This is a genomic window from Pseudomonas sp. LBUM1655 (genome assembly GCF_059716085.1).
On sequence record NZ_CP166801.1, the window covers coordinates 3,083,130 to 3,096,920 of the forward strand.

12 protein-coding genes are annotated in these 13,791 nt (G+C 60.7%); 6 read left to right on the forward strand and 6 right to left on the reverse strand.

Translation table 11 applies throughout. The features are described from left to right. Nucleotides 1-13: 13 nt before the first annotated feature. Together efeO and efeU are read right to left on the reverse strand one after the other, a co-directional pair. Nucleotides 14-1,213, reverse strand: coding sequence for an iron uptake system protein EfeO (gene efeO, locus ACA074_RS13795; protein ID WP_489881390.1), 1,200 nt, complete (start codon nucleotides 1,211-1,213; stop codon nucleotides 14-16). An 8-nt stretch (nucleotides 1,214-1,221) separates the two neighbouring features. Further along, nucleotides 1,222-2,067, reverse strand: a complete 846-nt coding sequence (efeU, locus tag ACA074_RS13800; RefSeq protein ID WP_497679273.1) for an iron uptake transporter permease EfeU — start codon at nucleotides 2,065-2,067, stop codon at nucleotides 1,222-1,224. A 206-nt stretch (nucleotides 2,068-2,273) separates the two neighbouring features. Here efeU and ACA074_RS13805 point away from each other — a divergent pair, with 206 nt between their 5' ends. The 6 genes from ACA074_RS13805 (at nucleotide 2,274) to ACA074_RS13830 (ending at nucleotide 9,081) form a co-directional block, all read left to right on the forward strand. Next, the gene (locus tag ACA074_RS13805) at nucleotides 2,274-3,290 is read left to right on the forward strand and encodes an AraC family transcriptional regulator (RefSeq protein ID WP_497679274.1); all 1,017 of its coding nucleotides are present in this window, start codon (nucleotides 2,274-2,276) and stop codon (nucleotides 3,288-3,290) included. 161 nt (nucleotides 3,291-3,451) lie between these two features. Continuing rightward, on the forward strand, nucleotides 3,452-5,116 hold the full coding sequence (locus ACA074_RS13810) for an AMP-binding protein (RefSeq protein WP_497679275.1): 1,665 nt from the start codon (nucleotides 3,452-3,454) through the stop codon (nucleotides 5,114-5,116). A 16-nt stretch (nucleotides 5,117-5,132) separates the two neighbouring features. Continuing rightward, nucleotides 5,133-5,894, forward strand: coding sequence for an SDR family NAD(P)-dependent oxidoreductase (locus tag ACA074_RS13815; protein WP_497679276.1), 762 nt, complete (start codon nucleotides 5,133-5,135; stop codon nucleotides 5,892-5,894). A gap of 12 nt (nucleotides 5,895-5,906) precedes the next feature. Beyond that, on the forward strand, nucleotides 5,907-7,100 hold the full coding sequence (locus ACA074_RS13820; RefSeq protein WP_401264349.1) for an acetyl-CoA C-acyltransferase: 1,194 nt from the start codon (nucleotides 5,907-5,909) through the stop codon (nucleotides 7,098-7,100). A gap of 64 nt (nucleotides 7,101-7,164) precedes the next feature. Next, nucleotides 7,165-8,292, forward strand: a complete 1,128-nt coding sequence (locus tag ACA074_RS13825; RefSeq protein WP_497679277.1) for an acyl-CoA dehydrogenase — start codon at nucleotides 7,165-7,167, stop codon at nucleotides 8,290-8,292. A gap of 15 nt (nucleotides 8,293-8,307) precedes the next feature. Then, nucleotides 8,308-9,081, forward strand: a complete 774-nt coding sequence (locus tag ACA074_RS13830) for an enoyl-CoA hydratase (RefSeq protein ID WP_497679278.1) — start codon at nucleotides 8,308-8,310, stop codon at nucleotides 9,079-9,081. A 106-nt stretch (nucleotides 9,082-9,187) separates the two neighbouring features. Here ACA074_RS13830 and ACA074_RS13835 read toward each other — a convergent pair whose 3' ends face one another. From ACA074_RS13835 to ACA074_RS13850, 4 genes are all read right to left on the reverse strand, one after another. Then, on the reverse strand, nucleotides 9,188-10,339 hold the full coding sequence (locus ACA074_RS13835; protein ID WP_497679279.1) for an acyl-CoA dehydrogenase family protein: 1,152 nt from the start codon (nucleotides 10,337-10,339) through the stop codon (nucleotides 9,188-9,190). Between the two features lie 3 nt (nucleotides 10,340-10,342). Next, the gene (locus ACA074_RS13840) at nucleotides 10,343-11,449 is read right to left on the reverse strand and encodes an enoyl-CoA hydratase/isomerase family protein (RefSeq protein ID WP_497679280.1); all 1,107 of its coding nucleotides are present in this window, start codon (nucleotides 11,447-11,449) and stop codon (nucleotides 10,343-10,345) included. Between the two features lie 248 nt (nucleotides 11,450-11,697). Next, the gene (locus ACA074_RS13845; RefSeq protein ID WP_497679281.1) at nucleotides 11,698-12,384 is read right to left on the reverse strand and encodes an HPP family protein; all 687 of its coding nucleotides are present in this window, start codon (nucleotides 12,382-12,384) and stop codon (nucleotides 11,698-11,700) included. Nucleotides 12,385-12,538: 154 nt separating this feature from the next. Beyond that, nucleotides 12,539-13,717 carry an MFS transporter gene (locus ACA074_RS13850; protein WP_497679282.1) on the reverse strand — a complete coding sequence of 393 codons (1,179 nt, stop codon included), beginning with the start codon at nucleotides 13,715-13,717 and terminating at the stop codon, nucleotides 12,539-12,541. Nucleotides 13,718-13,791: the final 74 nt, after the last annotated feature.

The window sequence follows — 13,791 nt, forward strand, 5'->3', positions numbered from 1 at the left end:
ACTCGTCTTCTGCTTACAGGCCGGAGAGGCCGAGGGCGGGATCAATGCCATCAAGTGCGTCGGCCAGAGCCTGGGCCTTGTCGGCGATCTGTTTGCGTTGTTCGCCGCTGACGCTGTCGTAGCTGGCGAAGCCGTCCTTGACCTTGAAACTGTTCAGTTGGGTGTCGAAGTCCGCCAGTGCCTGATCGATTTTCGGCAACAACTCGGCGGCGGATTTGCTCAGCATCGGCCGCAGCAGGTCGACGACTTTGTGCGCGGTTTGCAGATTGGCAGCGAAACCGTTGAGGTCGCCGTGGCTGTAGCGTTCTTCTTCACCGCTGGCGGCGCGGACGTCGGCCAGGGTGTTGAGGTTGCGAACGACGATGTTGACCAGTTGCTCCGGTGGTAACGATTGGGCAAGCAGTTGCTCTTTGAGCGTGGTGACATCGGTCAGCAAGCGCTGAGATACGGGCGCGAGGTCATCGAGTTTGCGTTGCTGGAACAGCGCGTATTCGATCCGGTGGAAGCCGACAAAGGCTGAATCCTGTTCGCGTTTTTCGAAGTAATCGGCGCGGGCATTGATGCTGTTGTCCAGTTCCGCCAGGCGTTGCGCCGCCGGGGCCAGATGTTGATAGGCCGTACGCGCCGGCAGGTACAGCGCCTGAGCCTGGCTCAAGTCGCCGCTCGCAATCGCCTGATCGAGTGCGGTCACGGCTTTGATCAAAGCGCTGCCCTGACTGGCCAGATACACACGGAACTCCGACAACGGCCCGATGAAGGCGACCATCGACGGTTTGGCCTTGGCGGCGGCGTCGGAAGCGGCGGTTGGTGTTACATGCAAAGTGCCGCGCGGATTGCTCAGCAGGCCGCAGGTGATCGCGTAGTCGCCGGGTTGCAGGTTGGCGTTGATCACCTGGCTCAGGCCCGGCGCAATGTTCTCGCGTTCTTCGACCACCAGCACGCCATCGAGGATTTCCCATTCCACTGCCCGCTCGGAGCGGTTGACGATGCGGAAACTGGCGCGGCCGGCCGGTACGGTCAGCGCATTCGGCTCGCAACTGCCCGGGTGAATGTTGACGACCACTTCGTCGTGGTTGTGTTGACGTTTGGCTGCCGCCAGTTGCGAGGCATAGTAGAACAGGCCGCCGGCGGCGATCATCACGACCACCGAACCGGCCACTGCCCAGCGCAAGGCGCGGGGAGGCGAGGCCTGTGGGGTATTAGGCTTTGACATGGGTGCCCTTATTGGCTGGAAACGGAATTCGATTGCGCGGCGTTTTTGGCGGGCGCCGCCGGGAGGAAAAACATCACCAGCGCCACTACCAGATAAATCAGATAAGCGCCGAGGGTGCTGACGGTTGGCGCATCCTGGTAACCGAACATGCCGGCCAGCACCGAGCCCAGCGGGCCGTCCATCGGCAGCGTTGCACTGACGTCGAAGAGCACGGTTTGCAGGTGATTCCACACCCCGGCTTCATGCAGGGCTTGCACCGAATTGGCGAGAATCCCCGCGGCCACCACCAGGATGAACAGCCCGGTCCATTTGAAAAACATCGAGAGATTGAGACGCATGCTGCCGGTGTAGATCAGGAAACCGACGACAATCGCCAGAAGCAGGCCGAGCAGGGCACCGATCGGCGCACCCGGGCCTTCACTTTGCTGGAACACGGCGAGCAGGAAAAACACCGTTTCCAGGCCTTCACGCGCCACGGCAAAGAACACCATAGCGATCAACGCGATGACCTGATGTCTGGAAGAAGTCAGGGCTTCATCCAGCGAGGCGTGCAGCGAATGTTTGATCGACCGTGCGACCTTGCGCATCCAGAACACCATCGAGCTGAGGATCCCCACGGCCACCAGCCCGACGATGCCTTCAAACAGTTCTTGCTGCTTTTGCGGGAATTCGGCGCTGACCAGTTCCAGTCCTCCACCGACCAGCAGGGCGAGGGCGGCGGCGAGAAATACGCCGATCCACACGGCGGGCATCCATTGGCCACGGCCGGTCTGTTGCAGGTAGCTGGCGATGATGCCAACGATCAGCGCGGCTTCAATGCCTTCGCGCAGCATGATCAGAAAAGGAACGAGCATTCGGCATCCAGATAGTCATTCGAAGAGTTACAAGTTGTAACATAATGAAAGTCATTCTCACATGACAATCATTGACATAAACCTGAACGTCAGCTGAACAACCCGGTTTTTGCCCTGCACAGATCTCCTGCACAGGGTTCTGTGGTGAACTCCTGTCGTGCGGTAAGATGCCCGCCAGTCAAAAACAACAAGGGCTGCCTCGCTCCATGTCGGAAAAAGACACCATCGCCGTTCAACTGGTGCGTGAAGCGCTGCTGCAAAGTTGTGCCCCCGGCGTGGCCACGGAAGAAGTCCTGAACAAGGTCGGCATTGCTCCAGCCTTGTTGCAATCCGAAGATGGCCGGGTGCCGGCCTCGCAGTACGCAAGGCTCTGGCGTTTGTTGGCCCGGCGCGGTGATGACGAGTTTTTTGGCATGGACCCGCGCAAGCTCAAGTCCGGCAGTCTGGAGTTCCTTTGTCGCAGCGCGATGGCGCAACCGACACTCGCTGCTGGTTTGAGCAGCGGCCTGGGATTTCTGTCGCTGATGCTTGAACGTCTGCCCGCGCAACTGGTGCATCAGCAGAGTCTGGCGGAAATCGTTCTGCTCGAAGACGATCCCGAACCGCGCCGTGCCTTCACCTATTTCACTTACTGGATGATCGTCCACGGCGTGGCCTGCTGGCTGGCCGGGCGGCGGATTCCGATTCTTGCCATTGAGCTGCGTTGCCCGGAACCGGACTTCACCGATGACTACCGGGTGATGTTCTCGGAGAACCTGCGTTTCGACCGGCCGCGCACGCGGATGATTTTCTCGGCGGACTGCCTGGAGCTGCCGATCAAGCGCAGTATTGAAGAGTTGAAACGCTTCCTGGCCCATGCGCCGGCCAACATCCTGGTCAAGTACCGCGATCCGCAAAGCCTCGCCAGCCGGATCAAACAGGATTTGCGCCAGCTCCCTGCTGAGCAGTGGCCGGAAACTGAAGCATTGGCGCAGCAGTTGTGTATGTCCGCTTCGACTTTGCGCCGACGTTTGGCAGAGGAAGGGCAGACGTATCAGGGGCTCAAGGACAGCGTGCGCAAGGAGTTGGCGATTGTCTGGCTCGCGGAGCCTTCGATCAGTTTTGTTGAAATTGCGTCGCGGCTAGGGTTTGCCGATGCGAGCTCGTTCTACAAGGCGTTTCGCAAATGGTCGGGGTCCAATCCCGGGCACTATCGCACGCTGATCCTGAATGAGGTTGTCTGACCCGACGCCTTCGCGAGCAAGCAACACACACCTAAAGGCATGGCCAAACCAGTCAGCCACTTTGATGGCTTTGACCATTGCCCCAAGCCACGCACAGCGCGACTATCCCTCTGTTGTTTACGGTTCCCCAACCTAATAAAAAACACAGAGGGATTCTGGCAATGCGCGACTACTTGTCTGCCACCGAACAGTTCAACTATCAGCACACCGTTGATACCGCGCTCAGCGGTACGCTTGAGGCGCTCAACGCCTGCGTCGAATGCTGCGACCGCCATGCATTGCCGGGGCGCATCGCGCTGTTCTGGGAGGGTCGCGACGGCGCCAGTGCGACGTACACCTTCAGCGACTTGCAGGACAAAGCCGCGCGTTTCGCCAATTTCCTCCTCGCCCAAGGCGTGCAGAAGGGTGACAAGGTCGCCGGCCTGCTGCCGCGCAACATCGAATTGCTCATCACCGTGTTCGCCACCTGGCGTATCGGCGCGGTCTATCAGCCGCTGTTCACCGCATTCGGCCCCAAGGCCCTTGAACATCGCCTGAACAGCTCCGGCGCCAAAGTGGTGGTGACCGACGCCGTCAACCGTCCGAAACTCGCTGAAGTCGCCGATTGCCCGACACTGGTCACCGTCGGCGGCGCCAAGGGCCAGGGCATCGTCCGAGGCGACTTCAGTTTCTGGGCTGAACTGGCCAATTACTCCAACGTCTGTGAACCGCTGATGCTCACCGGCGAAGACCCGTTCCTGCTGATGTTCACCTCGGGCACCACTGGCCCGTCGAAAGCGCTGTCGGTGCCGCTCAAAGCCATCGTCGCGTTCCAGAGCTACACCCGCGATGCCGTTGATCTGCGCCCCGAAGACGCGTTCTGGAACGTCGCTGATCCAGGCTGGGCCTACGGCATCTATTTCGGCGTGACGGGCCCGATGTCGATGGGCCACCCGATCACCTTCTACGATGGCCCGTTCACCCTCGAAAGCACCTGCCGGGTGATCAACAAATACGGCATCACCAACCTGACCGGTTCGCCCACGGCGTATCGCTTGCTGATTGCCGGCGGTGACGACTTTGCCAAGTCGATCAAGGGCAGGCTGCGCGTCGTCAGCAGCGCCGGCGAGCCGTTGAATCCGGAAGTGATCCGCTGGTTTGCCGACAACCTCGACGTGGTCATTCACGACCATTACGGCCAGACCGAACTGGGTATGGTCCTCTGTAACCACCACGGTATCGAGCACCCGGTTCACGTCGGCGCCGCCGGTTTCGCTTCGCCGGGCCATCGCATCGTGGTGCTCGACGAGCAATACAACGAACTCGGCGTCGGCCAGCCCGGCATTCTCGCCATCGACCGGCCTGAATCGCCAATGTGCTGGTTCGGTGGCTACGAAGGCGCACCAACCAAAGCCTTCGTCGGCGACTATTACCTGAGCGGCGACACCGTGGAGTGGAACCCGGATGGCAGCATCAGCTTCGTCGGGCGCAGCGACGACGTGATCACCACCTCCGGCTACCGCGTCGGCCCGTTCGACGTCGAAAGCGCGCTGATTGAACACCCGGCCGTGGTCGAGGCGGCGGTGGTCGGCAAACCGGACCCGGAACGCACCGAACTGGTCAAAGCCTTTGTCGTGCTCAGCGCGCAATACCGCGCGGAACCTGCGCTCGCCGAAGAACTGCGCCAGCACGTGCGCAAGCGTCTGGCAGCGCATTCATACCCGCGTGAAATCGAATTTGTCAGCGAATTGCCCAAGACCCCGAGCGGCAAATTGCAGCGCTTTATCTTGCGCAACCAGGAAATCGCCAAGGCTCAAGAGGCCGCAGCGAAAAACGTTTCAGCTTGAATCCAAGGAAACAGTCATGCAGATCGAGAACAAGGTTTTTATCGTCACTGGCGGCGCGTCCGGCCTGGGTGCGGCCACCGCTGAATTGCTGGTGAATGCCGGCGCCAAGGTGATGCTGGTGGACATGAATGCCGAAGCGGTTGCCGCGCAGGCTCAGCGTCTGGGCGTACACAGCGTCGTCGCCGACATCAGCAATGAAGCCGCTGCCGAAGCCGCTGTGCAGGCGACCGTCAAAGCCTTTGGCAGCCTCAACGGTCTGGTCAACTGCGCCGGCATCGTCCGTGGCGAGAAGATCCTCGGCAAGAACGGCCCGCACGCACTGGCCAGTTTTGCTCAGGTGATCAACGTCAATCTGATCGGCAGCTTCAACATGCTGCGTCTGGCCGCTGCGGCGATTGCCGAATCCGAAGCCAATGCCGACGGCGAGCGCGGCGTGATCATCAACACCGCCTCGGTGGCGGCGTTCGACGGTCAGATCGGCCAGGCTGCTTATGCCGCCTCCAAAGGCGCCATCGCCAGCCTGACCCTGCCCGCTGCGCGCGAACTGGCGCGTTTCGGCATCCGCGTGATGACCATCGCCCCGGGCATTTTCGAAACCCCGATGATGGCCGGCATGACCCCGGAAGTGCGCGATTCGCTGGCGGCTGGCGTACCGTTTCCGCCACGTCTGGGCAAGCCTGCCGAGTACGCCGCGCTGGTACGGCATATCATCGAAAACAGCATGCTCAACGGCGAGGTGATCCGTCTCGACGGTGCCTTGCGCATGGCCGCCAAGTAAGGAGGATTTGTCATGACTATTTCCAACGATCCGATTGTCATCGTCAGCGCCGTCCGCACCCCGATGGGTGGTTTTCAGGGCGAACTGAAAAGCCTCACCGCGCCGCAGCTTGGCGCTGCTGCCATCAAAGCGGCGGTTGAACGCGCCGGTGTTGCCAGCGATGCGGTCGACGAAGTGCTGTTCGGTTGCGTCCTGCCCGCGGGCCTCGGCCAGGCGCCTGCGCGGCAAGCGGCACTGGGTGCCGGGCTGGATAAATCGACGCGCTGCACCACGGTCAACAAGATGTGCGGCTCGGGCATGGAAACCACCATTCTGGCCCACGACATGCTGGTCGCCGGCAGCGCCGACGTGGTGATCGCAGGCGGCATGGAAAGCATGTCCAACTCGCCGTATCTGCTGGATCGCGCCCGCGCCGGTTACCGCATGGGCCACGGCCGCGTGCTCGATTCAATGTTCCTCGACGGCCTCGAAGACGCCTACGACAAGGGTCGCCTGATGGGCACCTTCGCCGAGGATTGCGCCGAGACCAATCACTTCAGCCGCGAAGCGCAGGACGCTTTTGCTATCGCCTCGACCACCCGCGCACAACAGGCGATCAAGGACGGTAGCTTCAAGGACGAAATCGTCCCGCTGACCGTGACCGTCGGCAAAGAACAGGTGCTGATCAGCCACGATGAGCAACCGCCGAAAGCCAAACTGGACAAGATCGCCTCGTTGAAACCGGCGTTCCGCGAAGGCGGCACGGTGACCGCGGCGAACTCCAGCTCGATCTCCGATGGCGCAGCGGCACTGGTGCTGATGCGTCAATCGCAGGCGCAGAAACTCGGCCTGAAACCGCTGGCGGTGATTCATGGCCATGCGGCATTTGCCGACACTCCGGGCCTGTTCCCGGTGGCGCCGATTGGTGCGATCAAGAAACTGATCAAGAAAACCGGTTGGTCGCTGGGCGACGTTGACCTGTTCGAGGTCAACGAAGCGTTTGCCGTGGTCGGCATGGCGGCGATGACTCACCTGGAAATCCCCCACGAGAAACTCAACGTGCACGGCGGTGCTTGTGCCTTGGGCCATCCGATCGGTGCCTCGGGTGCGCGGATTCTGGTGACCTTGCTCTCGGCATTGCGCCAGAAAAACCTCAAGCGCGGCGTGGCGGCCATCTGCATCGGCGGCGGCGAAGCGACGGCCATGGCCGTGGAATGCGTCTACTGACACGCACAATCCCCCTGTAGGAGCTGCGGCAGCTCCTACATAGGGAAACAATCAAGGATTCACCATGATTCCCAACGAAGACCAAAACCAGATCCGCGACATGGCCCGGCAGTTTGCCGAGGAACGGCTCAAGCCGTTCGCCGCCGAGTGGGATCGCGAACACCGTTTCCCCAAGGAAGCCATCGGCGAAATGGCCGGACTGGGTTTTTTCGGCATGCTCGTGCCGGAACAGTGGGGCGGTTGCGACACCGGTTATCTCGCCTACGCCATGGCCCTGGAAGAAATCGCCGCCGGTGACGGCGCCTGCTCGACGATCATGAGCGTGCACAACTCGGTCGGTTGCGTGCCGATCCTCAAGTTCGGCAACGATGATCAGCGCGAACGTTTCCTCAAACCGCTGGCCAGCGGCGCGATGCTCGGTGCATTTGCCCTGACCGAACCACAGGCCGGTTCCGATGCCAGCAGCCTGAAAACCCGCGCGCGCCTTGAAGGCGATCACTACGTGCTCAATGGCTGCAAACAGTTCATCACCTCCGGGCAAAACGCCGGGATCGTGATCGTGTTTGCCGCGACCGACCCGAGTGCCGGCAAACGCGGGATCACGGCGTTTATCGTGCCGACCGATTCACCAGGCTACAAAGTCGCCCGCGTCGAAGACAAACTCGGCCAGCACGCTTCGGACACCTGCCAGATTCTCTTCGAAGACGTCAAAGTGCCGGTGGCCAACCGATTGGGCGAGGAGGGCGAAGGTTACAAGATTGCCCTGGCCAACCTTGAAGGCGGCCGCGTCGGCATCGCTTCGCAATCGGTGGGCATGGCCCGCGCCGCGTTCGAAGCGGCCCGTGACTACGCCCGCGAGCGCGACACCTTCGGCAAGCCGATCATCGAACACCAGGCCGTGGCGTTTCGCTTGGCCGACATGGCCACGCAAATCGCCGTCGCCCGGCAAATGGTGCATTACGCTGCCGCCCTGCGTGACAGCGGCCAGCCAGCGCTGGTCGAAGCCTCGATGGCCAAGCTGTTCGCCTCGGAGATGGCCGAAAAGGTCTGCTCCATGGCGTTGCAAACCCTCGGCGGTTACGGTTACCTCAACGATTTCCCGCTGGAGCGCATCTACCGCGACGTGCGTGTCTGCCAGATCTACGAAGGCACCAGCGACATCCAGCGCATGGTTATTTCGCGCAATCTCTGACAAGGAATCTTGCCCATGACTTACGAAACGATTCTGCTGGAAACCCATGGCCGCGTTGGCCTGATCACCCTTAACCGCCCGCAGGCGCTGAACGCCCTGAACGCGCAACTGGTCAGTGAAGTGAACAACGCGCTCGATAGCCTGGAGGCGGATTCAAACATCGGCTGTATCGTCATCACCGGCTCAAAAAAGGCTTTCGCTGCCGGTGCCGACATCAAGGAAATGGCCGAGCTGACGTATCCGCAGATCTACATGGACGACCTGTTCAGCGACAGCGATCGCGTGGCCAATCGCCGCAAACCGATCATCGCTGCAGTCAACGGTTTCGCTCTCGGTGGCGGCTGTGAACTGGCGTTGATGTGCGACTTCATTCTGGCGGGCGACAACGCCAAGTTCGGCCAGCCGGAGATCAATCTCGGCGTCTTGCCGGGCATGGGCGGCACCCAGCGCCTGACTCGCGCTGTGGGCAAGGCCAAGGCCATGGAAATGTGCCTGAGCGGACGCTTGATCGATGCGGTGGAAGCCGAGCGCTGTGGCATCGTCGCTCGGATCGTGCCGAGCGATGAATTGCTGGATGAAGCGCTGAAAGTGGCTGCCGTCATCGCCAGTAAGTCGCTGCCGATTGCGATGATGGTCAAGGAAAGTGTGAACCGTGCGTTCGAGGTCAACTTGACCGAAGGCGTTCGTTTTGAGCGCCGGGTGTTCCATGCGGCGTTCGCCACTCAGGATCAGAAGGAAGGCATGGCGGCGTTTGTGGCCAAGCGGCCACCGGAGTTCCAAGGCAAGTAATACGGCGTTTGCCAGGGCGCCATCGCCAGCAGGCTGGCTCCTACAGGGGATTTGTGTACGACGCAGATCCAATGTGGGAGCCAGCCTGCTGGCGATGCTTTTGGTGTCAGAGCTGGTAGTTCTTCAGTTCTCGAGCAATCACCATCCGCTGAATCTCGCTCGACCCTTCATAGATCTGGGTAATCCGCGCATCGCGGTAGTACTTCTCGACCGGATAGTCCTCCAGATAGCCATACCCGCCATGAATCTGAATTGCTGACGAACAGACCTTCTCGGCCATTTCCGAGGCAAACAGCTTGGCCTGTGACGCTTCCGACAGACACGGTTTGCCCGCCGTGCGCAGCCGCGCCGCGTGCAGGATCATCAGCCGCGCCGCATTCAATTGCATGTGCATGTCGGCCAGCAGGTTGGCGATGCTCTGGTGCTCGTTGATCGGTTTGCCGAATTGCACCCGGTCTCGCGAATAAGCCAGCGCCGCTTCAAACGCAGCACGGGCGATGCCCAAGGCTTGCGCGGCAATCCCGATGCGTCCGCCCTCAAGGTTGGACAGGGCAATCGCCAAGCCTTTGCCACGTTCGCCGAGCAGGTTGGCCTCGGGAATGCTGCAGTTGTTCAGCGTCACCGCGCAGGTGTCGGAGGCGCGGATGCCCATTTTGTGTTCGGTGCGGTCAACGATGAAACCTGGGGTGTCGGTCGGCACCAGAAACGCGGAAATACCTTTCTTGCCCAGATCCGGATCGGTCACGGCAAACACGATTGCCAGTTTCGCCCGTTTGCCGTTGCTGACAAATTGCTTGGCGCCGTTGATTACCCACTGACCGTCGCGCAGTTCGGCGCGGGTGCGCAGATTGTGCGCTTCGGAGCCGGCCTGCGGTTCGGTCAGGCAAAAGCAGCCGATGGTTTGCCCGCTGGCCAGATCGGCCAGCCAGGTTTGTTTCTGTGCTTCGCTGCCATAGTTGAGCACTGGGCCGCAGCCGACCGAGTTGTGAATGCTCATGAACGCGCCGGTCGCGCCGTCACCGGCGGAAATCTCTTCTACTGCCAGTGCGTAAGCCACGTAGTCGACATAGGTGCCGCCCCATTCTTCGGGGACGACCATACCCAGCAGACCCAGTTCGCCCATTTTCGCCACGAGGGCGTCATCGATCCAGCCAGCCTTTTCCCAGGCTTGCGCGTGGGGTGCGATTTCGCCACGGGCAAAGTCCCGGGCCATGTCGCGGATCATTACTTGTTCTTCAGTCAGTTCGAGATCGTGCATGGCTCAGCTCCCGCTCTCATCAAAACCGTGGAAGAAACTCGCGATATGCGCAGCGTCCAGTGCGGCGAGAGTCGGCGGGTTCCAGCGTGGTGACTTGTCTTTGTCGATCAGCAGGGCGCGGACACCTTCGATCAGATCGCCACGGGCGAACCACTGGCGATCCAGGTGCAGCTCCAGAGCAAAGCAATGTTCCAGGCTCAGATGCCGGCCACGACGGAGCATTTCCAGGGTGACGGCCATGGCCAGCGGTGAGCGGGTTTCCAGCAGATCCGCCGTAGTGGTCGCCCATTCATGGCTGTCGGCGACGGTTACCGCGCGCAATTGTTCAACCATGCTCGGCACATCCGGCAGGGCGAAGAAGTGGTCGATGGCCGGGCGCAAGGCCTGGAGCGGCGCACCGGGCAGGGTTTGCACGGCGTTTTTGGCCAGCAGACTCTGTAAATCCTTGAGCGGCGTGTCGTGCCATTCCAGGCCATCGAGTTGTTTATCGAGCGTGACGAGTTTGTTGCTGTCGATGTACCAATCGGCGAGGCCGCAATACAGCGCATCGGCCGCTCGAATCTGCACGCCACTGACGCCCAGATAAATCCCCAGCTCACCGGGAATGCGCGGCAGGAAGTAGCTGCCACCGACGTCCGGGAAATAACCGATGGCCACTTCCGGCATCGCCAGACGGCTCTTCTCGGTGACCACCCGCAGATCGGCGCCTTGCACCAGGCCCATGCCGCCGCCGAGGACGAACCCATCCATCAGTGCCAGCACCGGTTTGCGGTAGTGGTGGATTGTCAGGTCGAGGGCGTATTCCTCGACGAAGAATTCTTCGTGCAGCGTGTCGCCGCTTTTATAGCTGTCGTACAGGGAACGAATGTCGCCGCCGGCGCAGAAGGCTTTTTCACCGGCACCGCGCAGCACCACTGCGTGGACATTAGCGTCCGTGGCCCAGGCGTCGAGTTGCTGTTGCAGCAATCGAACCATGTCGAGGGTGATGGCGTTGAGGCCGGCGGGGCGGTTGAGGGTCAGGTGACCAATGTGGTTGCGAACCTCGGCCAGCACTTCGTTTTGCGTGGCATCCATGGACAACGTCCTCGGGGATGAAGCCTGAGCAGTCATCACTAACTCCCTGCTTTTATTGTCTTTATTCGAGAAGCTCGCGCGCGAGCGTTAACGGATCGTAACAGTGCAAATTTGCCGTGTACAACGGGGATATGTGCAGGGGCAGTCTGCGTTTTTGCCCTAGGTCATGGAATACCACAACAGTGTAGGAGCTGCAGCAGGCTGCGATCTTTTGATCTTCTAAATCAGGATCAAAAGATCGCAGCCTCGTTTCACTCGACAGCTTCTACAGGGGGAGGGTGGTGTCAGGAGAAGACTTCTCCGATGCCACGCCGCTTGGCGTGCAGTTCGCTGGCGTGGATCAGTTGTTCGAGGTCTTCAGGCGTGATGTCGATGAAGGCCCCCATGTCGGCCAATGCGAGTTTCAGGTCTTCAGCAGTGATCGCCTGGCTGTCGACCGGGGCAACCACGGGCGCGGGTTCAGTGGGACGTTTTGGATAACGAATGCGCGTGAGGTTGTTGTAGGCCAAGGCACTGAGCAGCATGCACGCCGCGCCGAGCATCACCGGCTCCATGGCTTTCCAGTCCATGGCAATGGTCGCCGGATCGGCCAGCACGAGAGTGAGTGCCAAAGCACCAGCCGGTGGGTGCAGGCAGCGCAACCAGCACATCAGAATCAACGCCATGCCCGCTGCCAGACAGGCGCTGCCCAAAGTTCGGCCTAGCACATGGGCGACCAGCAACGCGACGACGCCGGCACACAAATACCCACCGAGAATCGACCACGGCTGGGCGAGGGCACCGGATGACACGGCAAACAGCAACACTGCCGAGGCGCCCAAAGGCCCGATCAGGTGATAGGCGACGTCATGGCCAAATACCTGAGCGCACAGCCACACACTGAACAACGTGCCCAACGCCATGCCGATAGCGGCGCGGCTCCATTCGGTGGGGCGGGTGTTGATGGCGGCGGGCAACCAGCGAGCGAGCATGTGAATCGGTCCTTGCAGCAAATTCGGGGCAAAAAAAAGGACTGTCCGACAATCCGGAAAGCCCTCGAAGTGTTCCAACATTGGGGGAGGAACGCGCACAGTGTGCCGATCTATCTCGATGCTGACAAATTCATATTAATGCAGCTTTAGTGCATTATTTCTGAATTGAAGCGACGCGCCGACCACTGACAACACACAAGTAACCGCCCACGGCGGCCAGGGCGCTCAGAGCGTAGAACATGCTCGGCGCCGGTGTGTGCATCAGCAGGAACCCGCACATCACCGGGCTCGCCGCACCTCCAAGCGCCGCCAGATTCTGCGCACCGTAGTAGCTGCCGCGCAGTTCTTCCGGGGCCAGGGTGTCGACGAAGAGGAAATCGGCCGGGTAGATGATCATTTCGCCCAGAGTGAAGATGAACATTGCCACGCACCAGCCAATAAGGCTGTCGGCCAGACTGAACCCGATCAGCCCAACAATGAACAACGCAGTGCCGCCGGCAATCCAGTGACGCAAGTGCTCGCGGCTGAGCAGGCGGCCGACCTGGTATTGCAGCAAAATCACCGTGATTGCATTGCAAGCGAGCAGGACGGCCATGGTATCGAGGGTCTGTTGCTGGGTGTGGGTCACCAGCAGGTATTGCGACAGGTACAAGGTAAAGCGCCCGTGCACCAAGGTGCTGAGCAGACAGCCGAGGGTGAACAGGATCATCGTGCGGTCGTTTTTCAGGATGATCAGCGTCTTCAGAAAGCTTTGCGGCTGACCGACCGGCGCTATCGGCCTGACGTCTCTGGCGGCACCGAGCAGCAGAAAAATGCTGCCAATGGCAATCGCACCCGCCACGATAAACGGCGCCGACGACTGGATTCCGGCAATTACCACGCCGATCATCGGGCCGACGGCGTAGCCGATGTTGGTCAGCGTGTAGTTCAGGGAGAACGCCTTGACCCGTTGGCCAACCGGCAGGTTTTCACTGAGGATCGCCTTGGAGCAGATCAGGAACAGCGCCGACGCCGTCTCGCTGATAATCAGCACCAACGTGACCAGATACAGATTCTGCGCGAAGCTCAGCAGGATCAGGCCGATGCCGCTCGAGAGCATGGTCAGGATCAGCAACTGGCGCTTGTCCAACTTATCGATGATGTAGCCGCCATACAGCGACAGCAGCGTGGCACTGAACACTGCGATACCCAACAACAGGCCGACGTCTTGCGGGTTGAGGCCGAGTTTGTTGCTGAGGAACAAGGTCAATAACGGGCTGATCAGGGCGCGGCTGATGACGACGGTGAGCGAGCTGATCATCAACCGGCGAATGAGGGGCGAATAGGTGGCCACGAAGAGGTCAATGTCCTTATTTCGGATTCGAGGGCAGGCTCGACATCCTCACCGGGTCTCGCTCAACGGTCAAC

Bases quoted from the DNA above. Each gene is read 5' to 3' on its own strand.
- efeO (WP_489881390.1), bottom strand. From the start codon at position 1,213: ATGTCAAAGCCTAATACCCCACAGGCCTCGCCTCCCCGCGCCTTGCGC.
- efeU (WP_497679273.1), bottom strand. From the start codon at position 2,067: ATGCTCGTTCCTTTTCTGATCATGCTGCGCGAAGGCATTGAAGCCGCG.
- ACA074_RS13805 (WP_497679274.1), top strand. From the start codon at position 2,274: ATGTCGGAAAAAGACACCATCGCCGTTCAACTGGTGCGTGAAGCGCTG.
- ACA074_RS13810 (WP_497679275.1), top strand. From the start codon at position 3,452: ATGCGCGACTACTTGTCTGCCACCGAACAGTTCAACTATCAGCACACC.
- ACA074_RS13815 (WP_497679276.1), top strand. From the start codon at position 5,133: ATGCAGATCGAGAACAAGGTTTTTATCGTCACTGGCGGCGCGTCCGGC.
- ACA074_RS13820 (WP_401264349.1), top strand. From the start codon at position 5,907: ATGACTATTTCCAACGATCCGATTGTCATCGTCAGCGCCGTCCGCACC.
- ACA074_RS13825 (WP_497679277.1), top strand. From the start codon at position 7,165: ATGATTCCCAACGAAGACCAAAACCAGATCCGCGACATGGCCCGGCAG.
- ACA074_RS13830 (WP_497679278.1), top strand. From the start codon at position 8,308: ATGACTTACGAAACGATTCTGCTGGAAACCCATGGCCGCGTTGGCCTG.
- ACA074_RS13835 (WP_497679279.1), bottom strand. From the start codon at position 10,339: ATGCACGATCTCGAACTGACTGAAGAACAAGTAATGATCCGCGACATG.
- ACA074_RS13840 (WP_497679280.1), bottom strand. From the start codon at position 11,449: ATGACTGCTCAGGCTTCATCCCCGAGGACGTTGTCCATGGATGCCACG.
- ACA074_RS13845 (WP_497679281.1), bottom strand. From the start codon at position 12,384: ATGCTCGCTCGCTGGTTGCCCGCCGCCATCAACACCCGCCCCACCGAA.